Origin of the sequence: Xanthomonas phaseoli pv. dieffenbachiae, from assembly GCF_008639345.1 — a bacterium.
Classification (GTDB): Bacteria; Pseudomonadota; Gammaproteobacteria; order Xanthomonadales; family Xanthomonadaceae; genus Xanthomonas; species Xanthomonas phaseoli.
In genome coordinates, this window is sequence record NZ_CP041380.1 from 2,137,648 (window position 1) to 2,163,548 (window position 25,901).

Sequence of the window (25,901 nt, forward strand, 5' to 3'; positions counted from 1 at the left end):
AATGCTAATTTGACGAGGCCGCTAGCCGTTGCTGGAGTGTTCAAGGTCAAGACAATATCCGCCACTGGAAGGATTGTTGATTCAAAAGTTCCAGATTCACACCAATAATTTTCACGCAATCTTAAATTAATGTAGAAATTAATGTAGCTATGAACTAACTATTTAAGGAGTTTCATGTTATGTCGGATGCAATCTCGGGCGCCAGTATTTATGTGAAGCGCGGGACGCGCGCACAGTTTGATGCTGCTGCGACAGCCGGTGAACTCGCTGCAAGCGAGCCGTATTTCATCAGCGATGAAGGTCGGTTCGCGATGGGTACTAGCGCGAATAGCTACGTCACTTACGCAATTGCCTTGACTCAGGATTTGTCTTTGTACGTTTCCAGCACGGGTAGCGATTCCAATGATGGATTAAGCGCTGCGACGGCATTTCAGACCATCCAGCGTGCTGTCAATGTGGTGAGAGCACGCTATTCGCTATGTGGCTATACAGTATCTATTAATGTCGCAGACGGGACTTATGTAGAAAATGTTTCGATGGGCAACGTGACAGGTGGCGTCGTGCGGCTTGTAGGTAGCTCATCTGCTATTTGGCGCAACACCACGGGGTGGGTGCTCGTGGTGGATGCTGGCAGTACAGTTCAGATCTCTGGCTTCGCTTTTGGGGGAGGTTCCACAGCAAACGACATAGTGATTAGTTATAGGGCGTCGTGTACTTTCCAGGGTGGGCATGTGTTCGCGGCGATGACGGGTTCCCAAATAGTTGTCACAGGGAATGGCGTCTGCTACGTCGCAGGCAACTACAGTATCACGGGAGGTGGTGTTTGCCATTATGGGGTATTCGACGGCGGTCAACTCGTTCTCCGTAGCATCACCGTTACCTTGATAAGTACGCCTGCCTTCGCTAACGCTGGCCGCGTGGGTAGTATAAATGGTGGTGACGCAACATTTACGTTTTCCGGAGCAGCCACAGGTGCGCGGTATGGAATCAATGCAAATGGTGTGATCTGGGTGAATGGGAAGGGTCCGAGTGCTTTTCCAGGAAATGTGGCTGGATACGTGAATACTGGCGGGAGTTATTCTTGATAATGGATCTTATGAAAGCTACTAACTCCTGAGGGCCGGCATTGCTCCTTCAGCCCGGTGATTTGCGAAGCTGATCCGCTGCCAGCCTATTTTTCATACTTCCTTCTGGAAATCGATATAACCCTAATAGCCAGTGCTCGGCTGGTTGCTGGTAGCGAACGGAGAAGGGCGTTACCAGCAACTTGGACTCCAGCACCGCCTCAGTGGCGCCATTGGCATTGGCATCAAGATCACCAGCTGCAGTGCTGCATAGGCACGCTGTCCAGCGCCTGCGCGAAATGGCGCAGCTTGAAGGTCGGCATGACGAAGCTAACCAGGGCGTTCGAAGTCAGCGGTTATTGAGCGTCTTGAACAGTCAAAGGTGCATCCACGGCGCGCGGCGACAGGAGAGTGAAAAGAGGGGGGGAGGCTCCACATTGCGCCGATGGGTGGCGAACCTGGGCGTGCTCAGCCTAGCCGAAGATGCAACAAGCGCGCCGTTGGTGCAGAAGGCAGCTGACCCGGCGGCGGCACTCCGTTGCGCGCATTGCCATGGAGAATCTTGCAGCTATATGGAGTCCTTGCGATACACCACCTCGATCCAGTCAGTGCGCAAGCTCTTCGGGTTCTTAGACAGCTTGGCGATGTCCCATAGCGAAAATCCGGCCGCGTGCATTAAGTTGACGACTTCGACGAAGCTGGTCGTCCTGCCATAGAAGTCGTACAGTCCGATTTCGATCACTGCGCAGTCGGTGTGCCGCAGGAGCGCCGTCGCGCCCTCGAGCACTTGACGCTCGAACCCCTGCACATCGATCTTTAGGATATGCACATGGGAAATCCCCAGTTCGGCGCATGCGTTGTCGAGGGTGGTCTTGCTGACTGCAATCTGCTCATTCGACGCTTGGCGCGCATACCCAAGCGAGTCGGTGGAATCCGCGTTGATCGGCAGTAGTCCACCCAGGTGCGAGATGCCTTGCCGGTAGTATGGACTGATCTCTTCGTTCTCGCCTAGCGCCACGCACACGGCTTTGCTGCCAAATTGCGCGGCCACGTCTTCTAGCGCGGCAAAGTTCTGCGGATCCGGCTCGAACGAATACAGCTGGGAATTCGGATAGATCGATTTGAAATACCGGATCGACTCGCCGCGATGCGCGCCCACGTCCAGCACGACCGGTGCATCCGTTGCCAGTAATTGGTCGAAGAACCGGCGAGGCGAATACGTCTGTGCATGCTCTTCATTTCTGAGATCGGAAGTGCCACAGATGGGCGAATGCATGCCGGGCTGTGTGTGGGGCATTGTATCCTGGGTCATGGCGCGTTCTGCTCGCTGAGCTGCATCATGCGCAGCGCCGCTTCCACCCGCACGACATCAGCCGGGGTATCTACCGCGATCGATTGGTTGCTCATCTGCACCATACGCACCTCGAAGCCCAATTCCAGAAAACGCAGGATCTCGATGTCTTCGATCTCTTCCAGCGTGGTCTTGGACGTCACAGAAGCAAACGCTTGCAATGCCCGCTTCGGAAATGCATACGCGCAGACCTGCCGCCATGCGCGCCGGAATTCGCCTTGCTTGGTGATCGGGATCGCCGCGCGCGACATGTACAGTAGACGCCCGTCCGGACGCACGACCACCTTGGGGACGCTCGGATTACGGAACTCGTCGATGTTAGTCACCGGGCAGTAACCGTTGATCACATCATTCGGCGCCGCTAATGCAGCGTCGATCAGCAAGCGCACGTCTTGCGGATTGAATAGCGGGTCATCGCCTTGCACATTGATGTAGCTGTCCACATCGAGCTGCTGCGCGACCTCGGCGACACGATCGGTGCCGGTCAGACAGTCACTGGAGGTCATCAAGGTGCGGATGCCAGCCTTTGCGCAGGTACGTTGAATCACATCGCAATCGGTGGCGACCAGAATGTGCTCGGCCGGCGCCGCCTTGGCGCACTGTTGATAGGTGCGCACGATCATGGGCACGTCGCCCAGTTCGATCAACGGTTTTCCGGGCAGTCGCGAAGAGTCGCGCCGCGCGGGGATGATGATGGCGTAAGTCATACAAGCCTCCTGGCAACCGATGGCGTTGAGCAGCGAGGGCGGCTCAGCCGACTCTGCCTTGCCAAAAATCGGTGGAGTTAAGATTCAGCCGGCTGACTGCCTCGGCAGCCTCCAGCACTGCATCGCTGTCGGTAAATAGCCGCTTCCATAAGTCCATCGAGAAACCGTAGCTAGTGTCACGAGCCACATTGAATAAAGGGGTGAACTTCAACGACGACCAGCTCAGGTGAGGCTCTAGCGCGAGCAGTCTCGACTGCGCAAAACGATAGCTATCCACCAGGGTTTCTGACGGGAAGCCAAGCCGGCGCGCGTAGTTCTCCCACAAAAAGGATTCGAATGTGTATTGGCTTATTTCTTGAAAATGACGATTGGGTGTAAGTTCGTTCATTGGAGAGAATTCGGCGTCCGCATAATTTGCTGGTCGCGGATCCTCTGGGATCGACCACAATGCCAGCATGTCTTGCGTCCTACCAAGCATAGTTTTCTCGGTGAAATGGAACGGGATGTTTCGACACCCCCCTACCAAAGAAATTGCGATCTTTCCTTGATTACGTTTGCCTCTAAAATGGACATTGATTGCGTCGTGGGTTGAGCCGGTCAGCACGTTGTCGCTACGGCAACGCACCGCAAAGTCGATACCTTGCTCAGCCAGATGCTCCACGCCCAGGCGTGCGGAGCGCAGCACCGCATTGCGGTATTGCAGACCCAGGTTGTCCGGCTGAGGCACCAAGATCAGCTCATCCAGCCAGGGCCTGCAGCGGTCCAGAAGCGCACTTGGTTGGTGATCCCAGGTCACCATGCACTGATACGTCCAAGGAAAACGCAGGCGATTCCAGGCCAGCACCAAGGGCGTAAAGTCGAACGCGAGTCCTTGCACGAAGATTCCGGTATCCGCCTTAGTTAGTTGGCGCGACAGGTGCAGTTGGGGCAACAAGCGCGAGAAATCCTGCAATTCTTGCAGCAGTGCAATGCTGCTCTCGTCGCAATCGACGGCACGCACCGTGCGGAAGCGGCCATGTGCCTTTGCAATCTGGTTCATTACCTCCGCCGCGTGATTGGAGAAGATGACGATCAGCACATCATCGACCAATTCGTCCTCCAGCGCCGAAGGTGATCTGACCGAAAGGCCATGGACAGTCGTGCCCTGATTTTCAGGCCGTGGGCAGATGGTGTAATGCAAATTCAACTGCTGAGCAATCGCTGGATAGAAATCGCGAAAAAACTGTCCCGCACCCCAACCGATCAACTTAGTGTTGCGCGGATTCAGTCATGGATATTTGATGGTGGCTCGCTCGATCGAGCCGATTGCTAACGCCATAAAAGGGCTTCCTTGTGTGCTTGCTAAGAAGGCGTGACCATGCCATCGCTACCTACGCAATAAAATTGCGTGATTTTATTGCTGTGATCCATAAAGGATATTAATTATGTGTCTAGAAGTAATATAGAACCATCGCATCGGGGCATAACCGGTTGTGTTGCCGGAAGCCAATTTGATAATCCTTTTCTATTTCTTTAACGAATTTCGTTAGTGTTAACAGATCCTCCGGCTTATGATAGGCTGAGATCGCTATTTTGGGGCGGTTTTTCTCGATTGTTTCCCTTGCGCCGTGTAACGCCTTGAGCTCGGATCCTTCGATCTCTAATTTGATGAATGTCGCCGTCCTTTCCGTAGCCTCGTCAATAGTTGTGACCGGAACGGTTATCGCCACGTCTTCTTCGCGCGATTTTTCATATATATGGCCGATGATGTTGGATTCTACTAGGTGCGCAGACTGGGTTTGAACAAGGCCGGGAATTTCGAAATCTGGAACAATTTGCCCTGGGTTGAATTTCAATGTTGTGTTGCTGTCCCACAACCCTTTCTCGTGCAAAGTGATAGCTGGCGCCAACGGTTTCAGGTATTGATCCTGTATTAAATTGAGGCGCGAGCGGATTAAATTATTGTTGTGAATGGATGGTTCGAAAGAATGAATTCTTTTGAAATCCCCCTTGCATGCGCGCAAAAAGCCCTCGATGGTGTCGCCATTGAAGGCGCCACCATCAACATAAACTTCTTCGTCATTAAACTTGAAAAATTGGCGGTTGGTGGAGTATGAGTTGAGGTCGAAATTATCCGCTCCATGCCCGACAGCACATGCTTCAAGATAAAATGGATTTAGTGTCAGTCTATAAAGCAGAATGCACAGCCATGAAATTTGCGAATATTCATCATTAAGATCGTTGGCAAATTCAATTAGGTAATCAACATTGTTAAGGGTGGCATTGAAGAATTCGTAACCGTACCAGAAAAAGCGGCCGGTCTCCCCGCTATGGTCGACACCGCATTTCTCCAATAAATGCAAAAACTGCAACGGAAGTAGTGTTGGCAAGTTCCATTGATTGGCTGTCTTGGTGAAGTGCTGAAAAGCAGTTCCGCCTGGAGTCAGAATGCAAGATGTCACATCGGCCTGGCCTACGGCCAGCTCGACCCAAGTATCCGAGCTGATGACAGGGATTCCGAATATGTGCCTTTGACGCTAGCGCAGGAAGTCGTCAACAATGGCAATAACATTGGCTGATTTTGCCAGTACTCGAATCTCGGATCTGCACACCGATCCGCAAATAATAAAATTTTGTTTTTTAAGGAAATCCGATGGCGCCCGATCGAGCAAGGCGGGGAAGACTCCGTGTGGTTGCGCAAGCGCATCACGTAGTTCAAAGACATCCCTAATAAGCTGTTGTTTGGAAAGAAATGGGTACATAAATATTAGCTCAGTCTGGATGACGGGAAATCTAAGAGTCGATTAAATGGAGGCTGCGATATGCTTTTAGGGATAAGCGCAGGGAGTGAGCTTTTCATTTTTTAGTAAAGGATGCGCGCGCCGTCCGGCATCAGGGAGTCGTAGAAACATCGGTCAGGCAGTACATCGGGCAACACGGAGTGCAGCAGCCATTCACAGCGCCGACCGATGCGTGCTTGGCGAGGTGCCACACTGCCACTGCCTAGGGTGCTGCCCTGTCCGATTTGCGCCCCTTGCCCTAGTTGTACGCCGGCATGCAATGTCACACTGGAGCCTACGCGGACATCCGCCTCGACGATGATCTGGCGATCCAGCCAGCTACCTGCACCGATGCGGCTACGCGGTGCCAGATTGCAGCCTGGGCCGATGTATACATTGCCCATCAGTTCCACTCCATCAGCAATGATGGTCTGCGGCGAAATCAGATTAATCGTGCGATAGCCAGCCAATCTAACCTCGGCGAGCAGCTTATGCCGGGCATAGTTCACCGCGCGCTCGTCCAGCGCTACGAACACTTCGGTCTGTGCCGCAGGAAAACGGGCGAACAATTCCCCCAGATCGAAGGTGTAGCGATCCGCGGTCGGCAGTTCGAGCGTGGTGTGTGCCAGGCTACAGGCCTGCGCAGTAGCTTGGGCTTTTGCGAGCGCCGCGCCATGGCCTAACAACACCAGCGCTTTCAAGCAGTCTCTCCCAGCACGTTTTCCCGATACCAAAGATGCTGCTGCACAAGATGCGCTTCGTAGTCACCATGCATGAACGAACCGGAATAGGGCCCAATTCCCTGCTGTAGGCGTTCCAGTACCAGCGTGTCTTCGGCGATAACGGTTCGTTCGCCGCGAATCAGCGTACTCAGCAGCGCGGTAAAGTCGGTGCTCGCGCTCTTGCGACGGGCGGTCATCATCCACAGGTGGTAGTTGGTCACGCCTGGAGACACCGGTTCGTATTGCTGCAGCAAGAAGTACTCACCGCGGACGCTACAGAAGTTGACGTTCGGATAGATGAACCAGTTGTAATAGATATGATCAGCGCCATAGGTGTCGCACAGCGCGTTGAACCACGATACATAAGGTTGCAGGGGCGCTTTCGTCGGGTAGCTGAGCGTGCTCAGTGCTGGCGCCTGGCCATGTTGAATCAATTGCTTCACGATCGATGGCGCATCTGTGGCAGTGCCTGTCGATTTGACCTGTGTCGTCAGGGCAGGCAGGAAGGTCTTCGGATGCACGAATGGGACATGGTTGTAGTCCTTCACGTTCTCCATATTGAGCTTCCAGTTGTAGTGAACCCGGTGCCGGCTATGGATCACCTGCGTGTCCAGGTGCGAGGACGCTTCGCGCAACTGCTGCAGGAAAGGACCGGTGAACTGCGTCTCCAGCGGCAACGGTTGCTCAGCAAGGTTGACGAACAACAACCCGCCAACTTCCTCCAGCGCCAATTTGCGCAGGCAGATGCCCGCACGTTCGTGCTCATCGAAGCGATAGAGCTCGGCGTTGGGCATGGCACGCAGCTCGCCTTCCGGGCCAAACGACCAGGCGTGGTAGGGGCACACGAGCGGGCGCTGGCCGACATCGCTGATCTGGATCGCCGACAACCGGTGCGGACATTGGTTAACGAAGGCACGCACACCTGCGCTGGTTCGCTGCACCAGCACCGGGACACCGGCGATCGTGCGGGTGAAGAATTGGTTGCGCTCGCGCACCATCGTGCTGAAACCAACAAAGTTCCATAGCTGTCCGAACAGGCGCTCGCGTTCCAGCGCGAAGGTCTTTTCGCTGGTGTAGTGCCGCGCGTCCAGCGCGTGGCGCGTCATCGGCCGCACCGGCGCGGGCAGTCTGGCGTCCTCATGCTCATGAGCTGGAGACCGGTTTGTTGAAGATCGCGCGTGCCGGGTTGCCGACCACAGTCTGGCCCGGCGCGACATCGTGAAACACTACAGCTCCCATGCCCACTACCGATCGTTCGCCGATGGTGATGCCTCGTGCTATCAGGGCTCCGGAATTGATCACCGCTCCATGGCCGACGGTGACGTGGCCGGCGAGCACGCAGCGCGGCGCGATGTGTGCGTAATCGCTGACCACCACGTCGTGGCCCAGCAGCACTTCCTGGTCGATGAAGGCGTAGCTGCCGATGCGACAATCGACGCCACAGTTCACGTCATAGCCGAAATAAGTCGGCCCGTACACGGTGCGTGTGCCGAGGCTGCAGCGGGTGCGGATCGAGACGAACTCGGCTCCCGCTGCCACCAGTGGTGTGACCTGACGTTCGCGTGAAAGCGGGTCGCCGATCGCGGCAACGAACAATTGATCCGAACGCGGAGCGAACTCGGCCGGGTGACCCAGCCAGGGGTAGTACAGCGCGGCTGGCACAGTGTCTGGGCCACGCTCGTCCAAGAAGCCGGCAATGACCCAGTCGATGCCGTGGCTATGGTCCACCTGCAGTTGTGCCAACACTTGGCGTCCCAATCCGCCGGCTCCGAGGATGACGATCTGCTTCATGCGTGCTCCTCAGCTAATTGTCAGGCCGCCGTCCATCACCAGGCTCGTGCCGGTGATCCAGCGGCTGGCACCGGATAGCAGGAAGATGGCGGCATTGGCCACGTCGTCGGGTCGCCCGAAACCAAGCGGATAATTGCTGCGTTCGGTCTCAAGCGAGCCCACCACCTGGGCAGTGGCGTCTAGCAACGGGGTATCGACCAGCGCCGGCGACAGGCAGTTGACGCGGATGTGTCGCTTGACTACTTCCATCGCCAGGCAGCGGGCGTAAGCAATCAGCGCAGCCTTGGAAGCGGAATAGGCACCTACCCCTGCCACACCGATATGCGCGGCGATCGATGCGATGAACACGATGGCGCCATCGGCGGCGATCAGATTGCGTTTGAGCAGACCCTGGGTCAGCAGAATGGGCGCATCGACGTTGGTCGCCTGGACCTCGCGCAGGTGCGCCTCACCGACCATCCGTGCTGGACATAGCCGCGAGATGCCGGCGCTATGGACCACGCCATGCAGCGGCGCCGAAAGCGCGGCGACGAGCGAAGCGCGCTCGGTGGCCACCGTCAGGTCAGCACGCAGCGCCTGGTGGGGCCGCTCGCTGATGGCCCGCAGATCAGCCAGGGTGGCGTCCAGGCGTTGCGGATCGCGTCCACTGACGATCAACTCGCCGCCCATGCGTGCGCAGCCCAGGGCGATCGCCCGGCCCAGCCCTGAGCTGGCGCCGCTGACCAGGATGCGCTTATCGGCAAGGCTGAAAGGATTGAAGGATAGGGAGTCGTTCACGGGATCTCGTTTTCTGCAGCGGCGACCGGAGAGCTCAAGATTCGATCAAATCGGGGAAGACTGCACCTTCGATCTCCACCAGGCAGCTGCCCCACGAAAGGCCGATGCCGAAGCCGCACAGCAACACGCGCTTGGGTCCTGACTCGAGTTCCTTGTTGATCCGCGCAGTCATCGTGACCGGCAACGAGGCACCGCTGGTGTTGCCGAAGTCGCGCAGAGTGCTGGGCACCTTTTCCACCGGCAGGCCAAGCTTCTTGCGGATGGTCTCGTTGATCATGCGGTTGGCCTGGTGGAAGACGAAGTAATCCACCTCGTCCTTAGACGCGCCGGTGTAGTCAAGCAGCTTCTGTACCGCAGGCGGAATGCGTTGGGTAGAAAAGCTCAGCACTGCCACGCCATCCAGTTGCAGGTCCACGCCACGCTTCCACGCACCTTCCGGCTCCTCTCGATAGGGCACCAAGTGCTGGATGCCGACCGGCTCGCGATGCCCACCCACCGGCAGGATGATGGCTTTGTAGCCGCTGCCATCGCTGTTGAGGTCGAAATACATCGGCGGCGCGTCAGCACTGAATTCCAGCGCGGTGGCGGTGCCGGAGTCGGAGAAGATCGGGTCTTCCAGGTTGGCGCTGCGGTCGCCGACCAGCAGCAGGCCCTTCTTGACGCCGCCGGCGGCGATCATCGAACCGAGCAGGTTGATGCCGAACGGGTAGGCCGAGCAGCCCAGATTGACGTCGAATGCGACGGTGGCATGCGACAGCCCCAGCCGGTCCTGCAGGATGATGGCAGTGGCTGGGATCGGGTAATCCGGTGACTGGGTCACCACGATCAATGCATCGATCTCCTCGCGCTTCCATTGCAGCCGCTCCAGCAGCACTTCGGTCGCATCGAAGGCCAGGTCGGAAAAGCACTGCCACTCCGACGCCATGCGGCGTGTCTCGATGCCGATGTTGCGCACCAGACGCTCTCGTTCGGAGCGGATCTGCGGCCGGCAATCGGTGAGATTGGACACGACCCGCTTCGGCACGCAGGTCGCCATGCCGGCAAAGCGAACATTGTGCAGCGTGGAGGTCGGCATGGTGCTTAGGCCTCGGTCAGTTTGTAGAGATCGCCCACGGTGACGGCGGCAGACAGATCTTCGCCGGTGATGGTCTTGCTGTACTCCATGTCGAACATGACGATCACGCCCAGCGCGGCCAGCGAATCCCACTCCGGCAATTCCAACAGCACCGTGTCCATGGTGACCTCCACCGGTTCCTGAAAGTCGGTGGCGGAGAGGAAGTTCTCGATAAATGTTGCCTGGGTCATGCGAGCTCGCCTGGTTGCCTGTTGTAGAGATGTGAGGTTGAAATGCAGGTGCAGCGTGATACGGTCATGTCGCCCGTTGGCCAGCAATCAGATCGGCGATGGTATCCACCTGGTCGCTGCTCAAGCCAGGAAAGATCGGCAGGCACAGCACCTGCGCGGCGACTGAGCGCGCCACCGGCAACCATGCCGGCGCCGACGAGGGTAGGGCACGATACATCGGGAAGTCGCTGATCAACGGATAGAAGTAGCGCCGCACCAGGATGCCGTGCTCGCGCATCAATTGGTATAGCGCATCGCGCGACAGCGGGTAGTCGTCCTGCACCAGGATCGGAAAGTACGCGTAGTTGGGCGTGGAGTGATCGAGCCGTGCAACGCAGTGGATGCCGCGAATGTCGCTCAATCGTTGCCGGTACTGCGCATCGATGGTGCTGCGTTGCGCAATGGCCTCATCAATGTGCTTGAGCTGCAGCAGGCCGAATGCCGCGCTGATTTCGTTCATCTTGCCGTTGATGCCCGGTGCCACCACCGTGGTTTCGTCGACGAAGCCGAAGTTCTTCAGGTGCCCGATGCGCTGGTAGGTCCTTTCGTCGGGACAGACAATCGCGCCGCCTTCGAAGGTATTGAAGACCTTGGTCGCATGGAAGCTCAACACGCTCAGGTCGCCATGGCGCAGGATCGATCCGCCATCGTCGCGCACGCCGAACGCGTGCGCCGCGTCGTAGATCACCTTGAGGTTGTAGATGTCGGCGATGCGCGTGATCGCGCTGGTGTCGCAGGCAGTGCCATAGCAGTGCACCGGCATGATCGCGGTGGTTTGCGGGGTGATGGCCGCTTCGATCTTCGAAGGGTCCATGTTGAGCGTCACCGGGTCGATGTCCACGAACACCGGGGTGATGCTTTTCCATAACAGCGAATGCGCAGTGGCAACGAACGAATAGGGTGTGGTGATCACTTCACCGGTGATGCGCAGCGCCTGCAGCGCGGTGATCAGCGCGGTGGTGCCGTTGGTCAGCAATGCCAGGTGCGGTACGCCCAGGTAATCGCAGAGCGCGCGTTCGAGGGCATGGTGCATCTCGCCGCCGTTGCTGACGATGCGACTGGTCCAGATCCGCTCTAGATAAGGCAGGAACTCTTCCAGCGGCGGCAGCAGCGGACTGGTGACGGGGATGGGCATCAATGCCTCGCTGGTGCGGGTGGATGTCGGGATTCCGTCGCAGCCGGCAGCTGCGAACGGAGTGATCCTGCTGAAGCAAGCGCTATGCCAGCGAGCGGAACCTGGGCGTGTGTTGGCTCAGTTGGCCAGCTCGGTCTGCTCGCGATCGATGCCGTACTTGCGCAGCTTCTCCACCAACGTGGTGCGGCGCAGGCCCAGCAGCTGAGCGGCATGCGCCACCACGCCCTGCGTACGTTCCAATGCTTCGTTGATCAACGCCAACTCGATGTTGGCCATATGCCCACGCAGATCGATGCCGTCGTCCGGCAGGCTGGACGTGGCGGACGGTTCGGCATCGGCAGTCTTTGGTTGCAGCGTCACCACATTGCTCGGCAGTGCGCTGACCTCGACCGGTGCGGTCACCAACTCCGGCTCCGGCGGCAGCTCGACCGGAATGGCTGAAGCGAAATCGCCGCGATAACGCGCCGGCAGATCCTGCACCCGCACCAGCCCGCCGGGATGCAGCACCGCCAGGCGCTCGACCAGGTTGGTCAGCTCGCGCACATTGCCCGGCCAATCGTAGCCGCGCAGCGCCTGCAGGGCCTCGTCGGCAAAGCGCACTTCGCCGCGACCGGTGCGTGCCAGCTGGCCTGCAATGGTCTGCACCAGCATGGCCAGATCGTCCACACGCTCGCGCAGTGCCGGCATTTCGATCGGAAACACATTGAGGCGATAGAACAGGTCCTCGCGGAACTGGCCATCGCTGATGCGCGATTCCAGATTGCGGTGGGTCGCGGCGATCACGCGCACGTTGCAGCGGATGGTCTGCCCGCCGCCAACGCGCTCGAAGCTGCGCTCCTGCAGCACGCGCAGCAGCTTGACCTGCATCGGCAGACTCATGTCGCCGATTTCGTCCAGCAGCAGCGTGCCGCCCTCGGCCATCTCGAAGCGACCCTTGCGGGTGGTCAGCGCACCGGTGAAGGCGCCTTTTTCGTGGCCGAACAGTTCGCTTTCCAGCAGATCCGGCGGGATCGCGCCGCAGTTGATCGCCACGAACGGCCCGTCGCGCCGCGGCGAGTGCTGGTGGATGGCGCGCGCCACCACTTCCTTGCCGGTCCCGGATTCGCCCAGGACCAGCACTGTGGTATCGAATGCAGCCACTTGGTCGATCAGCCGGCGCAGGCGGGTCACCGCCTCGCTGTTGCCGGTCGGGCCGGAGTCTTGCTGCACGCCGGCCTGATGCTCTGCGTCGAGCCGTTTGAGGCTTGCGCGGCGCAACAAGGCTTCCAGCTGCGCATGACGCAGGGGAGTGTCCAAGGCCCACACATTGGCTTCGTGCAGGCCGTGGGTCTGCGCAAACGCGCTCGGGCTGCCCTCCATCAGCAGCACCGGTGGCGGCAGCTTGGCATCGGCCAGCCAGTCGAAGAATTTGTCGGCCTGTGCCGCGTCCTGCGCCGAGCCCACCATCACCGCCATCCACTCATCGTGGCGGTGACGGCCAGGATTGATGTCGGCGCCGTCGGTGACCCAGCGGGGATTGAAGTCCATGAACTCGAGCAGCGACACCGTGCGCTCGGCGCGTACGGCGTCACTGTCGATCAACAGAATGCGGGACTCACTCATTCCTGGCTCCTTCCGTCAGGCCCTCCAGGATTGGCATGACTTCCTGGATATAGGACAGCTTGCTGACAAAATTGTCAGCACCCGCGCGAAGAGCGTGTTCACGATGCTCGGCATCATCGAAGTGGCTCGCGATGACAATATACGGCGGATCGTCCTGCGTCTTGATCAGACGCGTGGCCTGCAGCCCGCCCATCTCCGGCATGGCCAGGTCCATCAGCACGACATTGGGGCGCAGCGACTCAGAGCGCTCGATCGCTTCCAGCCCATTGGCGGCGCTGCCCACGATATCGAGCCACTCGACCTTGCGAAAATGACGCATCGCAGCGTTGATGAAGCCCTCGTGGTCGTCGACCAGCAGCACGGTGAGTTTGCTCATAGTAGTCCTTATCCTGCCCGGGCAAGCAGCGGTTTAGTGGTGCGGCGGCGCTCGCGTGCCGGTGCGATATCAAGTTGTTCGCGGTACTTGGCCACGGTGCGGCGCGCAATGTTAACGCCTTGCCGCGACAGCAATCCGGCAATCGCCTCGTCGGCCAGCGGCCGGCCGGCCGGCTCGCTTTCGATCAAGCGGCGCACCATCGCCTTGACGGCCTGGCCGGAGACGCTGGCGCCTTCCAGCCGCACGGCGAAGAAGTGCTTGAGCTCGAAGGTGCCGCGCGGGGTCTGGATGTATTTGCCGGTGGTGATGCGCGAAATGGTCGATTCGTGCATGCCGATCTCGTCGGCGATTTCCTTCAGCGTCAGCGGTGCCATCGCTTCTTCGCCACGCGCCAGGAAGGCGGCCTGGCGTTCGACGATGGCGCGCGTGGCGCGCAGCAGAGTCTCATAGCGCATCGACAGGCCGCGGGTCAGCCAGCGCGCTTCCTGCAGCATGTCGCGCAGCGGCTGCGCGGCCTCGCCGGCGTCGGCCAGTGCGCGTTCGTGCACCGGGTTGATGCTGACGCGATGGGTGGTGGCCGGGTTGAGTGCGACGCGCCAGCTGTCGTCGGCATGCCAGGCGAGCACATCCGGGATCACGCTGGCATTGCTTTCCTGCAGCAGGTCGTCGCCCGGGCGCGGTTGCAGCGACAGGATCAGCCGCACCGCTTCACGGACATCGTCCACTTCGGCATCGTGCGCGCGCGCCAGCAGCGTGTAGTCGTGCGCGGCCAGCAGCTCCAGATCGCCGTCGAGGATGCGCGCAGCCAGGTGGCGTGCCGGCACGCGGCCGGGCAGGGCGCTCAACTGGGCCTGCAGGCACTCGCGCAGATCGCAGGCGGCCAGACCGGCCGGGTCGCCGTGCAGCAACCGCTGCCGGATCGCTTCGACCGCCTGCACGGTCATGCCCAGACGGGTGGCGCCCAGCTGTTGCAGCGTCGACAGCGCTTCGGTCAGATAACCGGCGTCGTCGGTCTGTTCCAGCCAGAACGCAGCGGCCCCCAATGCCGCCTCGTCCAGGTCCAGCGCCAGCTCGCGCAGGATGCGCACATGCGGGTCGGTCGACTCGCCGGCGGCCACGCGCTGCATGCGATCGTCGTCGCCGTCGTTCCAACTGCCGCCCTGCACGTCCCACATCGTGCTTTCCGGTAGCTCGTCGAACGCGGCGATATCGCTGGCGCCATCGTTGTTGGTGGCGGCCTCGTCCCCGTTATCGGCCAGCTCTTCCAACTCCAGCAACGGATTGGTTTCCAGGGCACGACGGACTTCCAGTTCCAATTGCATGCCGTCCAGTTGCAACAGACGGATCGACTGCAGCAACTGCGGGGTGAGGTGCAGTTGCTGGCCAAGCTGGGCGGAAATGGTCGTCTTCATGGAAGCGCTTCCGATGGGCGCTGCACGCAGCAGCGATGGAATGCATCTTGCAGGACAACGCGACGGGTTTCTAATCAGGGAGTCAGGTGAGGCGACTCATGATTTTCCCGACAGTTTGTCGGGAGCCTCCTGACGTTGCAGGCAGGCTCAAGCGTGCCCGCCGGAATTCCGTCACTGTTTTAACCCTCGCTGGCCCACGCGTGCCCGGCTGGCGGGTCAGACCAACTCGTTGTGATGCTTGGCGGCCAGCAGCACCAGATCGTTGGCGCGACGGCAGCCGAGCGATTCCATCATGCGGGCGCGATGGGTTTCCACGGTCTTGACGCTGATGCCCAAATCGGCGGCGATTTCCTTGTTGCTCTGGCCGCGGCCGATTTCGCGCAGGATCTCGCGCTGACGCGGCGACAGCGCAGCAATGCCGACCGGCTTTTCGCGGCCCAGCATCGGCGCAATCATTTTGGACGAGATCTGCGGGCTCAGGAACACCTGGCCGGCGGCGGCAGCACGCAACGCCAATTCCAGCTCCAACGGCGCGGCATCCTTGACCACGAAGCCAACCGCGCCGCGATCGAGCGCATCGCGCACATGCACCGGGTCGTCGTGCATCGACATCATCACCACGTGCGTGCGCGGCGCGGCGCGCAGCACGTCGGTCATGGCATCCAGGCCGCTGCGACCGGGCAAGGACAGGTCCATCAGCACCAGGTCGGGTCGGTGCAGGGACGTCATGTCCAGGGCTTGTTGCGCATTGCTGGCTTCGCCCACGACATCGATGCCAGCGAAGGTTTGCAGCAGCCTGGACAGGCCGGCACGGACAAGGGTGTGATCGTCGACGATGATGACTCGCACGGCGCAGAAGAGACCTTTTTCAGTAAAGGGCACCTTAGCTGACCCGGCGCCCGGCGCCAACTATTGGATCAACGCTGGCGGCGGGCGTCGGCGATCTGACGGCGATGCAAGCGAAACAGGTGGCGTTCCAGGGCGTCCTGCAGGCCCGGGGCGAGCGGGGCAAAGCGCAGCCATAGCCAGACATCATGGCCATCGCTCGCGTTCGCCAGCACGGTGGCGGGAAGCTGTACAAGTTCAGGAAGCCAGTCGGACGGCTGTAGGCAAACGCTGCCGGCCGTGCCTGGCGGGTGGCTGGTTGCGCAACTCAGCCGGATCCCACGCACCGACCAGTGCACCAATCCCTGGCTCAGGCCGCTGTCGCCGTGGCGCACCAGGCGGCCGATCAGCGCCAGCATCAAATCCAGTTTGGCGTCCATGCGCTGCACCAGCAGCGGCAGTTCGCCGCGATCTTCGCTGGTTTCTTCGCTACGCAGGTCTTCGACCTGGCCGAGACTGCGCAACAGGGTTTCTGCGGCGCTGTGTGCGCCGGCATCGCTTCCGGCCCGGAAGCCGGCCGGCAACTGCAATTGGCAACTGAGCGTATCGGCAAACAGCTCGGCATCGGCCGATGGTGCGAGTGTGCCGATCGCGCTCATCAGATGCGTCCGACCCGCGCGTAGGCGCGGCTGGCCGACGATGAGGTGCGTTGTGCGCGGATCAGCTCCAGCAGCTTGCGCTGCCGCTCGCGCATCATCCGCATCAGGTCCTGGTGCATGCCCAGCAAGGCCTGCAGCGCGTCGCGGTCCTGCTGGATGTCCACCTGCTGCGCGTATTCGCGCAGGTGCAGGTCGTGGGTGTCCAGCATTTGCGGCATCGCCTCGAATTCCTCTTGCGCCATGGCCAGGCGAAGGTCGGCGATTTCTGCTTGAAGGCTTTGCACGCTATGCATGGCAGGACTCACGAAACGGCGGAAAGGCCGCGTTGTTCGAGGGGGATGGAGTTCCACGCCGAGTCGATTTCGCTGAGCAACCCCAGCGCTTCGGTCAACGCGGTCTCGTCGTTGTGCAGGTTGGCTGCGGTCAGCCGCTGCATCACGTAGTCGTACAGGGCCGAGAGATTACCAGCGATCTCGCCACCGGCTTCGTGATCGAGCGAGCCGTTCAAGTGACCGACGATCGCGCACGCCTCGCCAATGGCCTTGCCCTTGCGCGCCTGGTCGCCCTGCGCCAAGCAGGCCTGGGCCAGACGAATGCGCTGGCAAGCGCCGGCAAACAGCAACGAGACCAGCTTGTGCGGATCGGCTTCGGTCACGCTGGTGGACACGCCGACCTTGCGATATTGCTCGGCATACTGACGATTGGAACCGTACATGGATGACTCCTCAATGGGCTGACCTTCGCTGGTCCCGGAGCGCTGCGCTCCTGCGACGACGCTCCTGCCGGAAGGCAAGGCCGAAATCACGATAGGCCTTACTTGTATCGGCAATACCCTGACAGGACTTGAGGATCGTCATCACGGAAATCAGCTTGTCAGCAGGCTGCTGAGCGAGCTGGTGCTGCTCTGCAACCGGGTGATCATGGTTTCCATTGCGGTGAATTGCGCGGTGTAGCGGTCGCTGAGTTTTTCCATGCGCGCATCGAGATCGTCCAGCTCCGACTCATAGCCCTTGATGGTCTTGTTCAAGCTGTCCGAGCGCAGGGTCAGCGTGCCGTTGGTGACATTGACGTTGCTGTCGAGAATTTTGCTCAGCGTGCCGCTGAACTTGCTGTCCTTGCCGAACACCTCGGCCGCGGCGCCACCGTCCGAGGCGATCGCGGTGTCGAACTTGGCGCCGTCGAAACTCATCACGCCATCCTTGTCGATGGTCAGGCCCAGGGCCTTGAGTTCGTTGACGTTGCCGCTGACCTGGCCGCGCAGCTGCTGCTGCAGATTGCGCACCAGCGAATCGCCGGTCAGCGCCGAAGCGGTCTTGGTGGTGGCGTCGTAGCTGCTGCTCTTGGCCAGCAGCGTGTTGGCGGTGTTGTAGGCCGCGGCGAACGCGGTGAGGTTGCCCTTGAGGCCGCTGGTGTCGGCTGTCACGCCCAGATTGAACTTGGTGCCTTCAGCGGCCTTGGTCAGCGTAAGCACCACGCCGGGCACGATGTCGCTGACGGTGTTGGAGCTGGACGTGCGCTCGAAACCGTCCACGCGGACCAACGCGTCGGCGGCGGCGACGGTCTGGTTCAGCCCGCCGGTGACGCCGGGGCCGTAGGTCAGGCTGCTCAGGCTGGGGTCGCTGGCGCTGATGGTCAGTGCGCCCTTGGTGCCGGAATCGACCGCATTGAAGACCAGGTGCTGGCCATCGTTGGCGGTGACCACGCTGGCAGTCACGCCCTTGCCGCCGGCAGCCTTGTTGATGGCCGCGGCGATGTCGGTGAGCTTGTCGGTGCCGCTGATGTCCACGGTGACGCTCTGATCGCCATAGCCGATCGTCAGCGTGCCGCTGCCCACCGTGGCGTCGGCAGCGAACGCACCGGAGGCCAGTTTCTGCGAGGTCGCCAGCGAGACCACTTCCACCGAATAGTTGCCCGGCGCCGCCGAGCTGGTGGTGGTGGCGGTGAAGCCGGCATCGGTTGGCACCGTGGCCTTGTAGGCGTTTGTGTCGGCACTGCTGATCACCTTGTCCAGCGCAGACTTGAGCGTGGTCATGCTGCTCTTGATCTGGCTGATCGCCGACAACTGCGTGGTCGCGGCGGTGCCGGCCTTGTTGATGCGCGCCTGCTCGGGGTCTTTCTGCCGGGACACCAGGGTGGACACCACGGTGGGGATGTCCAATCCGGAGCCAGAAGTGCTGATCACCGATGCCATGTTGCATTCCTCGTCTGGGCGTCCGAAACACACGGACGCATGGGATTACGTGACGGGTATCGGCCGCATCCGCGAGGACTTTAGCGGCAGCGATGGGGTACGTGCACGATGGCTATCGATGCAAATTCCGTGCCTGCCGAATCGGCGGCGCGCGCCAACAATCCGTCCAAGGCTGGCGTAGCCGGGGCTGCGGCCACAAAAAAGCCCCTCCGAAGAGGGGCTTTGGGTTTGCTGCGGAGCGCTGCCGCGTTACGGCGGCAGCTAGCTGCCAGTTACTGCAGCAGGCTCAGCACGTTCTGCGGAACCGACTTGGCCTGGGCCAGCATCGCGGTACCGGCCTGCTGCAGGATCTGCGTGCGGGTCAGTTCGGCGGTTTCCTTGGCATAGTCGGTGTCGCGGATACGGCTACGCGAGGCCGACAGGTTTTCCGAGGTTGCGCTCAGGTTGGCGATGGTGGAGGTGAAGCGGTTCTGCACCGCACCCATGTCGGCGCGCGAGGAGTTGACCGCGGTCAGCGCCTTGTCGACGATTTCCAGGGCCTTCTGCGAGCCGGAGAACGTGGAGATATCCAGGCTGCTCAGGGTCGAAGCGGTGGAGCCGGAAGCGGCCGATGCGGTGGTGATGCCGGCGCCGACGGTGATGCCAGCGGCGCTGGAGGTGCCAGCCGACAGCGAGGTGAAGTCCTGGCCAGCCTTCAGCGATTCGATCTGCAGCGAACCGTCGCTCTTGATCGAGGCATACATGCCGGTCTGGTCGAGCTTGTCGTTGATTGCCGAGGCAACCTTCTTGTTGACATCGGCAGCGGTGTCGCCGGCAGCGATCTTGACGTCGGCGATGGTGACGCTCTTGGCCGAGCCGCTGGCGTCATTGAACGACAGGCTGATGCCACTGACCGAACCAGAAGCGGTGGCGGTGCCGGTGACGCCAGCGCCGGAGACGGCGGCAGCGAAGTTGGCCTTGCCCAGCGAATCGACGTTGGCGTCGACGATGCTGTTGATGCCGATGGTCTGGCCGGCGTCGGCGCCGACCTGGAACAGCGCGCCGGAGAACGAGCCGTCCAGCAGCTTGGTGCCGTTGAAGTTGGTCTGGTTGGCAACGCGGTCGATTTCCGCGGTCAGCTGCTTGACTTCCGAGTTCAGCGCGTCACGGTCGGTCGAGGAGTTGGTGGCGTTGGACGACTGCACCGACAGCTCGCGGATACGCTGCAGGTTGCTGCCGATTTCCACCATCGCGCCTTCGGCGGTCTGGGCCAGCGAGATGCCGTCGTTGGCGTTGCGCGAGGCAACGTCCAGGCCGCGGATCTGCGTGGTGAAACGCTCGGAGATCGCCAGACCTGCGGCGTCGTCCTTGGCGCTGTTGATGCGCAGACCAGACGACAGACGCTGGATGCTCGTCGACATGCTGGCGCTGCTGGTGTTGAGGTTCCGCTGAGCGTTCAGCGACATTACGTTGGTGTTGATTACCTGTGCCATTTTGATTTCTCCTAAGCGATTTTTCCGGCAAGGGGGACTTGCCTGGAGCCTCCGCAGGGGGGCCATCAAGTTGGCCGTTGCCGCTGCTGAGATGAATAACGGCGTTGCGTCGGGAACCTTTAGCGAAATTCAGTATTTTTTACTGTCTTTCTGCGTCGGGACGAAATACGTAAGCGTTGTGTATCAAGGGGTTTGGTTTATTCGGCAGCACCCCGTCAATCTTTAGCGTTGGTATAACTCTTCGAAAAATAAACTCCGTCCGCCTGCGCAAGTGCTCACGTGCAGGAGCGAAGAAACCCCGGTTTTCTGCGGCAAAATCAGCGGATGATGTTGAACAACGACGACGACTGCATCTGCTGAAAAATCGTTTGAGCGGCCTGCAATGAGGCCTTCTCGAGTTGGTACTGCCCAATCGCCGAGGCGTAGTCCAGGTCGCGGATCGACGACAGGCTGGTCTTGAGCGTGACTTCGTTGGATTCGAGCAACGCGTTGGCATTGTCGATGGCCGACAACTGCGCGCCACCGGAGGCGCGCGCATCGATCATCTTCGAGGACGCCTGGGTGATGTCGCGCATCGACGTCTGCAGCGTGTTGATCATCGCTGCCTTCTGCGGCGCGGTCAGCGTGTCGGAATTGAGCGCGCCGACCAGGTCGTCGATGGTGGAGAACACGTCCTTGGTGCCGGAGGCGCCAATCTGGAAACTGTCGCCCACCGCCGGGGCGCCGCTGATGCGCATGCGCACGCCGGCGGCGTTGATGTCTTCGCCCTCCTTGTAGGTGCCGGTGCCGACCACCGTATTGGTGCTGTCGCGCACTTCATAGGTGTCGGCGGCGGTGAACTGCACGCTGTAACTTCCACCGTTCCAGCTGCCGGTGCTGGCATCGCGGCTGAAATCCAGCAGCAAGCCGGTCCCGGTGTTGCCGGCATTGGCGTGCGCATCCACGGTGCCGTCGCCGGTGCGGATGCGCATGAAGATTTCGCTGCCGGGCAGGGTGTCGCTGACGAAGGTGTCCGGCGCCACTTCGACCTGCTTCTGGGTCTGGTCGCCGTTGTAGGTGACGCTGCCATTACTCTTGATGAAGGGCGCACTGCCATCGGCGGTGCCGCCGAACAGGTAGCGCCCGGTGCCGTCGGTACTGTTGGCCAGGCTCACCATGCTCTCGCGCAGCGCTGTCAGTTCCGAGGCGATCGCCTTACGGTCATCGGGGCTGAGCGAAGAATTGCTGGCCTGCACCGCCAATTCGGTGACGCGCGCCATTTTGTCGCCGGCTTGCGAGAGCGCGTTTTCCTGCAGCCCGAGCCGGTTCTGCACGTTGTTGGCGTTTTCGCCGAAGCGCGTGATCGCCGCCAGGGCGCGGTCCAGACCGACCGCCGTGCCTGCAGCCACCGGGTCGTCCTTGGCGGTGACCAGGCGCTGCCCACTGGAGAGCTGCGATTCGAACTGGTTCAGCCGCGATTGCTTGGCGCCCATCGAGGCGACCGACTGGCTGTACATCATGCTGGTGGAGATACGGTCGGTCATCAGCGTACGGCACCCAGGATGGCTTGGAAGATGGTGTCGGCGGTCGAGATCATCTGTGCAGCGGCCTGGTAGGCCTGCTGCAGTTTCAACATGTTGGCGGCTTCCTCATCGAGGTTGACGCCGGAAATCGAATCGCGGCTGGCCTGCGCCTGGTCGTTGATGACCTTCTGCGCATCGGCCGAATAGCTGGCCGCACGCGCGGCCGAACCCACCGAGGTGGTCAGGCCGGAGAGCGCGCCGTTGAGGGTGACCGTGCCACCGCTGAGCGCCTTGGCATCGTCGATGTTGGCCAGCAATTTGGCATTGCCGTTGTCGCTGGAGCCGGCGCCCATCGGGCCGACGCCGAAGGTGTCGCCGGCCTTGGGTGCGCCGTCCAGCGCGAAGCTCCAGCCGTTGGCGCTGATGGTCTGGCCGGCGGTGTAGGCGAACGGGCCGGCGCCATCGATGGTGTACTGGTTGGCGTCGATGAACTCGATCGAGGAGGGGGTCAGCAGCGCAGGGTTCTGCGCATTGGTGACCTTGACGTCGCTGATCTTGCCGGTGCCCAGGTTGGCGACCGTGGCAGTGGCCTTGACCGGGGTGGCGGCGGCAATCCGCGAAGGATCGGTAATGGCCACCGACAAGCTGCCAGCCAGCCCGGCGGTGGGCTGCAGCAGGAACTTGTCGCCGCTGGCTGGCGTGCCGCCCACCACCATGCTGACGCCATTGAGCACCAGCGGGTCGGCGGCGGTGCCGGTACCGGTCATCGGCACGGCAGAGCCGGTACTGGCGTTGATGGCCTTCCAGTTGGTGCCGTCGAAGCTGAGCGTGACGTTCTGGCCGTCGACGGCACTGACGTTGCTGAAACTGGCGCTCAGCGATGCGCTGCCGGTATTGCTCGGATTGGCGGCAACGGCGGGCGAACCGATATTGAAGAAGTTCCCGCCCATCGCGCCATACAAGTCCATCCCCTGGCTATGGCCGGCATTGAAGGTGCTGGCCATGCCCACGGCCAGGCGGCCGAGTTCGGCCTGGGTCGGCTCGAGCACGCTGCTGCGGAATTCCAGCAGACCGCCGATCTGCCCGCCCAGCGAACTTGCGCTGAGGCTGACGTTCTGGCCTTGGGTCTGCATCGCCACCTGCAGCTTGGTCGGCTCATACGGGTCGGCAGCGGTGACGAGTTTGGAAGAGGTGGTACCGACCACAAGCGGCTGGCCGCCGGCGGTGAAAACGTTCATGAAGCCGCCGTCCTGGATCACCGCAGTACCGCCGGTAAAACCGACCAGCTTGCTCACCAGCGCGTCGCGCTGGTCCAGCATGTCCGGCGCTGCCGCCTGGGCACTGCTGCCGATGGTGCCGTTGAGCTTGGCGATCTGTTGCGTCAAGCGGTTGACTTCGTCCACCGAGGAGGTCAGCCCGCTGTTGACTTCGTTGCTCAGGCTGTCCATCTGCCCGTTGAGCTGCTTGAAGCGCGTCGCCAGCGAATTGCCGCTGTCGAGCATGCTCTGGCGCTCGGCGGTGGAAGAGGCGTTGGACGACACTGCACTGGTGGAATCGAAGAAATTCGACCACAGCCCGGCCACGTTGGTGGCGGTATTGGAGTACAGCGCGTCGACGCGGTTGGACAGCGAGGACAGCTGCTGCAGGCGCGACAGTTCGCCGCCGCTGTCTAGCAGGCGCGAGATGGCCAGCTGATCGGCGACCCGGCCCACATCGGTGATCTTGGCGCCATTGCCCACGAACGCGTAGCCCATGTCGGTGGGCGTGCGCGTTGCAAATTCCACACGTTGGCGGCTATAGCCTTCGGTATTGATGTTGGCGACGTTATGGCTAACGGTCGACAACGCCCGTTGGAAGGCGATGAGCGCGCTGGTCCCGGTGGACATGATGGACATGAGCGTTTACCTCAGCGACGAATGGTGCCGAGCCCGGCCGGCTCGGCGGTACTGGCATAGCGGTTGGACAGATCGGCCGCCGCGTTGCCGATGGCGGCCACCGCACGGTCGATGGTCGGGCCGTTGGCGATCGCCGCGATCTTGGCCGCATAGCCCGGATCGGTGGCGTAGCCTGCTTGTTGCAAGCCGCGTGCAAAACCCTTGATATCGGTGCCGGCCTGCAGCGCGGTCTGGTAACGGCTGTTGTTCTTCAGCAGCCGCACGTAGTCGGCAAAGCTCTCCTCGGCCGAGCCATAGGCGCGGAAATCGGCGGTTTCGGTGGTTTTGACGCCGTTGACGTATTCGTGGGTGCCGGTGGTGACCTTGTCGCCGCTCCAGCCGGTGGCCTTGATGCCGAACAGGTTGTTGGAGTCGCCACCGTTGCCGATGCCGCGACGGCCCCAACCGGTTTCCAAGGCGGCCTGGGCCACCAGCGCGCGCGGGTCCACGCCCAGTTCGCGCGCGGCTTTTTGCGCATGCGTCCAGATCTTGGCGACAAAGCCTTCCGGGGTGCGCTCGCCCAGGCTGGCAGCGGCGCTGCTGGCGGCACTTGCATTGACCGCAGCATTGGCATCGGCGGCATCGCTGGCGGCCACATCGGCCCAGCGATCGTTGGCCGACGGCCAGCTCAGCGCTGAAGCATCGTCGCTGCCGGATTCGCCAGCGCCGGTACGTCCGGCGATCAGATCCAGCACCTGGCTCATGCCGATGCCGCTCAAGTTGCCTGCACCCAGGGCCGCCTTGGCCACGCTGCTGGTCGTGACGCCGGTGGCCGCGCCGTCGCGGGCGGGCAGCGGCAACGAGGCGTCGCGCTTGCCGGCAACCAGGGCGTACGCCTTGGCCGCTTCGGCGGTGTTCAACGAGGTATTCAGCGCCGGGCCGCCGGTGTCGCCGCTCAGCTGCTTGGAGATCATCGCCGACAGGCCCAGGCCCTTGCCGTCGGTCAACGCCTTGGCCATCTGCTGGTCGTACATCTCGCGGAACATCTGGTTTTGGCCCGGAAAAATCGGGTCGCCGCCGCTCGCATCGCGCATGCTCTTGACCAGCATCTGCGCGAACTGACCTTCGAGCTGACGGGAGACCTTGTCGATCTTTGCCGGATCGGCCTTGGTGCTCGGGTTGAGATCAATGGGCGAGGCTGCGATACGCATGTCAGATCACCTCTAGCTCCGCCGTGAGCGCACCGGCTTGCTTGAGCGCTTCCAGGATGGCCACCAGGTCGCCGGGGGCGGCGCCCACTTCGTTGACCGCACGTACGATCTGGTCGAGCGTGGTGCCGCCTTCGAACTTGAACATGCGGCTGCCTTCGGAGGTGGCCGTGATCGTCGACTGCTGGGTCACCGCGGTGCGGCCGCCACTGAAGGCGCCCGGCTGGCTGACGTTGGTGTTTTCGCTGATGGTCACGGTGAGCGAGCCATGCGCGATGGCGGCCGGCATTACCCGCACCAGCTGGCCGATGACCACGGTGCCGGTACGTGCATTGACCACCACCTTGGCCGGCGCATCGCCAGGGGAAAGTTCGACGTTTTCCAGTCGCGACAACAGGCCGATCCGCGCACCCGGGTCGGTCGGCGAGCGTACTGCCACGGTCACGCCGTCGACCGCACGTGCGGTGCCGGCGCCGAAGCTGCTGTCGATGGCCGCGACCATGCGCGAGACGGTGGTGAAATCGTTCTGGTGCAGGTTCAGGGTGATCTCGCCGGTGCCGGCGAACACGTCCGGCAACGCACGTTCGACGGTGGCGCCATTGGGAATGCGCCCGACGCTGGGTACATTGACCGAAACGCGCGAGCCGTCCTTGCCTTGCGCACCGAAGCCGCCGACCACCAGGTTGCCCTGGGCCATCGCATAGACCTGGCCATCGGCGCCTTTCAGCGGTGCCATCAGCAGCGAGCCGCCGCGCAACGACACGGCGTTGGCGATCGAGGAGACGGTGATGTCGATCGGCTGGCCGGGCTTGGCGAACGGCGGCAATTCGGCGTGGATGGCCACCGCCGCGACGTTTTTCAGCTGCGGGTTGACGTTCGCCGGAACATTGACGCCCAGTTCGCCAAGTAGGTTTTTCAGGCTCTGCACAGTGAAGGGCGCCTGGCTGGTGCGGTCGCCGCTGCCGTCCAGGCCAACCACCAGGCCGTAGCCGACCAGCGCGTTGCCGCGCACGCCGCCGACCTGGGCAAGATCCTTGATGCGCTCGGCGCTGGCCGGTGCGGCCAGCGCGCACAGCGCGACGGCGGCAGCCAGCAGACGGAAGGGCAGGGAAGACAGGTTCATGGTCGCA

At 61.4% G+C, this 25,901-nt stretch carries 25 protein-coding genes; 1 reads left to right on the forward strand and 24 read right to left on the reverse strand.

Going from position 1 to position 25,901, the window contains the following annotated elements:
• The first annotated feature begins 179 nt into the window (after positions 1-179).
• Entirely contained in the window at positions 180-1,085 is a 906-nt protein-coding gene (locus FLG15_RS09750; RefSeq protein ID WP_150145971.1) for a hypothetical protein, read from the forward strand.
• Between the two features lie 547 nt (positions 1,086-1,632).
• Here the strand turns inward: FLG15_RS09750 and FLG15_RS09755 are convergent.
• The 24 genes from FLG15_RS09755 to FLG15_RS09870 form a co-directional block, all read right to left on the reverse strand.
• Positions 1,633-2,340 carry an FkbM family methyltransferase gene (locus tag FLG15_RS09755; RefSeq protein WP_240476618.1) on the reverse strand — a complete coding sequence of 236 codons (708 nt, stop codon included), beginning with the start codon at positions 2,338-2,340 and terminating at the stop codon, positions 1,633-1,635.
• Positions 2,341-2,372: 32 nt separating this feature from the next.
• Entirely contained in the window at positions 2,373-3,122 is a 750-nt protein-coding gene (locus FLG15_RS09760) for a 3-deoxy-manno-octulosonate cytidylyltransferase (protein ID WP_150145974.1), read from the reverse strand.
• 43 nt (positions 3,123-3,165) lie between these two features.
• Positions 3,166-4,368 carry a WavE lipopolysaccharide synthesis family protein gene (locus FLG15_RS09765; protein WP_244665562.1) on the reverse strand — a complete coding sequence of 401 codons (1,203 nt, stop codon included), beginning with the start codon at positions 4,366-4,368 and terminating at the stop codon, positions 3,166-3,168.
• 184 nt (positions 4,369-4,552) lie between these two features.
• Positions 4,553-5,491: an FkbM family methyltransferase gene (locus FLG15_RS09770; RefSeq protein ID WP_370512618.1), complete on the reverse strand. Its 939-nt coding sequence runs from the start codon at positions 5,489-5,491 to the stop codon at positions 4,553-4,555.
• A gap of 473 nt (positions 5,492-5,964) precedes the next feature.
• Positions 5,965-6,582, reverse strand: coding sequence for an LbetaH domain-containing protein (locus FLG15_RS09775; RefSeq protein ID WP_057679131.1), 618 nt, complete (start codon positions 6,580-6,582; stop codon positions 5,965-5,967).
• The gene (locus FLG15_RS09780) at positions 6,579-7,709 is read right to left on the reverse strand and encodes an aromatic ring-hydroxylating oxygenase subunit alpha (RefSeq protein ID WP_057679130.1); all 1,131 of its coding nucleotides are present in this window, start codon (positions 7,707-7,709) and stop codon (positions 6,579-6,581) included. The genes FLG15_RS09775 and FLG15_RS09780 overlap by 4 nt, the downstream gene beginning before the upstream one ends.
• A gap of 37 nt (positions 7,710-7,746) precedes the next feature.
• The gene (locus tag FLG15_RS09785) at positions 7,747-8,394 is read right to left on the reverse strand and encodes an acetyltransferase (protein WP_057679129.1); all 648 of its coding nucleotides are present in this window, start codon (positions 8,392-8,394) and stop codon (positions 7,747-7,749) included.
• A gap of 9 nt (positions 8,395-8,403) precedes the next feature.
• On the reverse strand, positions 8,404-9,171 hold the full coding sequence (locus FLG15_RS09790; RefSeq protein ID WP_057679128.1) for an SDR family NAD(P)-dependent oxidoreductase: 768 nt from the start codon (positions 9,169-9,171) through the stop codon (positions 8,404-8,406).
• A 34-nt stretch (positions 9,172-9,205) separates the two neighbouring features.
• Entirely contained in the window at positions 9,206-10,246 is a 1,041-nt protein-coding gene (locus FLG15_RS09795; RefSeq protein ID WP_057679127.1) for a ketoacyl-ACP synthase III, read from the reverse strand.
• A 5-nt stretch (positions 10,247-10,251) separates the two neighbouring features.
• Positions 10,252-10,476, reverse strand: a complete 225-nt coding sequence (locus tag FLG15_RS09800; RefSeq protein ID WP_039575455.1) for an acyl carrier protein — start codon at positions 10,474-10,476, stop codon at positions 10,252-10,254.
• A gap of 64 nt (positions 10,477-10,540) precedes the next feature.
• Positions 10,541-11,650, reverse strand: coding sequence for a DegT/DnrJ/EryC1/StrS family aminotransferase (locus FLG15_RS09805; protein ID WP_057679126.1), 1,110 nt, complete (start codon positions 11,648-11,650; stop codon positions 10,541-10,543).
• A 117-nt stretch (positions 11,651-11,767) separates the two neighbouring features.
• A complete protein-coding gene (locus tag FLG15_RS09810; protein ID WP_057679125.1) occupies positions 11,768-13,252 on the reverse strand; it encodes a sigma-54 dependent transcriptional regulator in 1,485 nt (494 codons plus the stop codon).
• Positions 13,245-13,628 carry a response regulator gene (locus FLG15_RS09815; RefSeq protein ID WP_016904817.1) on the reverse strand — a complete coding sequence of 128 codons (384 nt, stop codon included), beginning with the start codon at positions 13,626-13,628 and terminating at the stop codon, positions 13,245-13,247. Before FLG15_RS09815 ends, FLG15_RS09810 begins: the two co-directional genes overlap by 8 nt.
• Before the next feature lie 8 nt (positions 13,629-13,636).
• The gene (gene rpoN / locus FLG15_RS09820) at positions 13,637-15,040 is read right to left on the reverse strand and encodes an RNA polymerase factor sigma-54 (protein ID WP_150145981.1); all 1,404 of its coding nucleotides are present in this window, start codon (positions 15,038-15,040) and stop codon (positions 13,637-13,639) included.
• Positions 15,041-15,256: 216 nt separating this feature from the next.
• Positions 15,257-15,889 carry a response regulator transcription factor gene (locus FLG15_RS09825; protein ID WP_003482986.1) on the reverse strand — a complete coding sequence of 211 codons (633 nt, stop codon included), beginning with the start codon at positions 15,887-15,889 and terminating at the stop codon, positions 15,257-15,259.
• Between the two features lie 68 nt (positions 15,890-15,957).
• On the reverse strand, positions 15,958-16,524 hold the full coding sequence (locus tag FLG15_RS09830; RefSeq protein ID WP_057679123.1) for a PilZ domain-containing protein: 567 nt from the start codon (positions 16,522-16,524) through the stop codon (positions 15,958-15,960).
• Positions 16,524-16,817, reverse strand: coding sequence for a hypothetical protein (locus FLG15_RS09835; protein WP_057679122.1), 294 nt, complete (start codon positions 16,815-16,817; stop codon positions 16,524-16,526). The genes FLG15_RS09830 and FLG15_RS09835 overlap by 1 nt, the downstream gene beginning before the upstream one ends.
• Positions 16,818-16,825: 8 nt before the next feature.
• Complete coding sequence (gene fliS, locus FLG15_RS09840) at positions 16,826-17,239, reverse strand: flagellar export chaperone FliS (RefSeq protein ID WP_014090121.1); 414 nt, start codon at positions 17,237-17,239, stop codon at positions 16,826-16,828.
• Between the two features lie 150 nt (positions 17,240-17,389).
• Positions 17,390-18,715, reverse strand: coding sequence for a flagellar filament capping protein FliD (gene fliD, locus FLG15_RS09845; RefSeq protein WP_150145984.1), 1,326 nt, complete (start codon positions 18,713-18,715; stop codon positions 17,390-17,392).
• A gap of 272 nt (positions 18,716-18,987) precedes the next feature.
• The gene (locus tag FLG15_RS09850) at positions 18,988-20,187 is read right to left on the reverse strand and encodes a flagellin (RefSeq protein ID WP_007962409.1); all 1,200 of its coding nucleotides are present in this window, start codon (positions 20,185-20,187) and stop codon (positions 18,988-18,990) included.
• 317 nt (positions 20,188-20,504) lie between these two features.
• A complete protein-coding gene (flgL, locus tag FLG15_RS09855) occupies positions 20,505-21,710 on the reverse strand; it encodes a flagellar hook-associated protein FlgL (protein ID WP_150145986.1) in 1,206 nt (401 codons plus the stop codon).
• A complete protein-coding gene (gene flgK / locus FLG15_RS09860) occupies positions 21,710-23,584 on the reverse strand; it encodes a flagellar hook-associated protein FlgK (protein WP_057679119.1) in 1,875 nt (624 codons plus the stop codon). The genes flgL and flgK overlap by 1 nt, the downstream gene beginning before the upstream one ends.
• Positions 23,585-23,595: 11 nt before the next feature.
• Positions 23,596-24,774, reverse strand: coding sequence for a flagellar assembly peptidoglycan hydrolase FlgJ (gene flgJ, locus FLG15_RS09865; protein ID WP_150145989.1), 1,179 nt, complete (start codon positions 24,772-24,774; stop codon positions 23,596-23,598).
• A gap of 1 nt (position 24,775) precedes the next feature.
• Positions 24,776-25,894, reverse strand: a complete 1,119-nt coding sequence (locus tag FLG15_RS09870; RefSeq protein WP_017154650.1) for a flagellar basal body P-ring protein FlgI — start codon at positions 25,892-25,894, stop codon at positions 24,776-24,778.
• Positions 25,895-25,901 lie beyond the last annotated feature (7 nt).

Excerpts from the sequence above, each read along its gene's own strand:
- FLG15_RS09750 (WP_150145971.1), top strand. The coding sequence starts at position 180 with ATGTCGGATGCAATCTCGGGCGCCAGTATTTATGTGAAGCGCGGGACG.
- FLG15_RS09755 (WP_240476618.1), bottom strand. The coding sequence starts at position 2,340 with ATGCATTCGCCCATCTGTGGCACTTCCGATCTCAGAAATGAAGAGCAT.
- FLG15_RS09760 (WP_150145974.1), bottom strand. The coding sequence starts at position 3,122 with ATGACTTACGCCATCATCATCCCCGCGCGGCGCGACTCTTCGCGACTG.
- FLG15_RS09780 (WP_057679130.1), bottom strand. The coding sequence starts at position 7,709 with ATGACGCGCCACGCGCTGGACGCGCGGCACTACACCAGCGAAAAGACC.
- FLG15_RS09785 (WP_057679129.1), bottom strand. The coding sequence starts at position 8,394 with ATGAAGCAGATCGTCATCCTCGGAGCCGGCGGATTGGGACGCCAAGTG.
- FLG15_RS09795 (WP_057679127.1), bottom strand. The coding sequence starts at position 10,246 with ATGCCGACCTCCACGCTGCACAATGTTCGCTTTGCCGGCATGGCGACC.
- FLG15_RS09800 (WP_039575455.1), bottom strand. The coding sequence starts at position 10,476 with ATGACCCAGGCAACATTTATCGAGAACTTCCTCTCCGCCACCGACTTT.
- FLG15_RS09805 (WP_057679126.1), bottom strand. The coding sequence starts at position 11,650 with ATGCCCATCCCCGTCACCAGTCCGCTGCTGCCGCCGCTGGAAGAGTTC.
- FLG15_RS09810 (WP_057679125.1), bottom strand. The coding sequence starts at position 13,252 with ATGAGTGAGTCCCGCATTCTGTTGATCGACAGTGACGCCGTACGCGCC.
- FLG15_RS09815 (WP_016904817.1), bottom strand. The coding sequence starts at position 13,628 with ATGAGCAAACTCACCGTGCTGCTGGTCGACGACCACGAGGGCTTCATC.
- rpoN (WP_150145981.1), bottom strand. The coding sequence starts at position 15,040 with ATGAAGACGACCATTTCCGCCCAGCTTGGCCAGCAACTGCACCTCACC.
- FLG15_RS09830 (WP_057679123.1), bottom strand. The coding sequence starts at position 16,524 with ATGAGCGCGATCGGCACACTCGCACCATCGGCCGATGCCGAGCTGTTT.
- FLG15_RS09835 (WP_057679122.1), bottom strand. The coding sequence starts at position 16,817 with ATGCATAGCGTGCAAAGCCTTCAAGCAGAAATCGCCGACCTTCGCCTG.
- fliS (WP_014090121.1), bottom strand. The coding sequence starts at position 17,239 with ATGTACGGTTCCAATCGTCAGTATGCCGAGCAATATCGCAAGGTCGGC.
- fliD (WP_150145984.1), bottom strand. The coding sequence starts at position 18,715 with ATGGCATCGGTGATCAGCACTTCTGGCTCCGGATTGGACATCCCCACC.
- FLG15_RS09850 (WP_007962409.1), bottom strand. The coding sequence starts at position 20,187 with ATGGCACAGGTAATCAACACCAACGTAATGTCGCTGAACGCTCAGCGG.
- flgL (WP_150145986.1), bottom strand. The coding sequence starts at position 21,710 with ATGACCGACCGTATCTCCACCAGCATGATGTACAGCCAGTCGGTCGCC.
- flgK (WP_057679119.1), bottom strand. The coding sequence starts at position 23,584 with ATGTCCATCATGTCCACCGGGACCAGCGCGCTCATCGCCTTCCAACGG.
- flgJ (WP_150145989.1), bottom strand. The coding sequence starts at position 24,774 with ATGCGTATCGCAGCCTCGCCCATTGATCTCAACCCGAGCACCAAGGCC.
- FLG15_RS09870 (WP_017154650.1), bottom strand. The coding sequence starts at position 25,894 with ATGAACCTGTCTTCCCTGCCCTTCCGTCTGCTGGCTGCCGCCGTCGCG.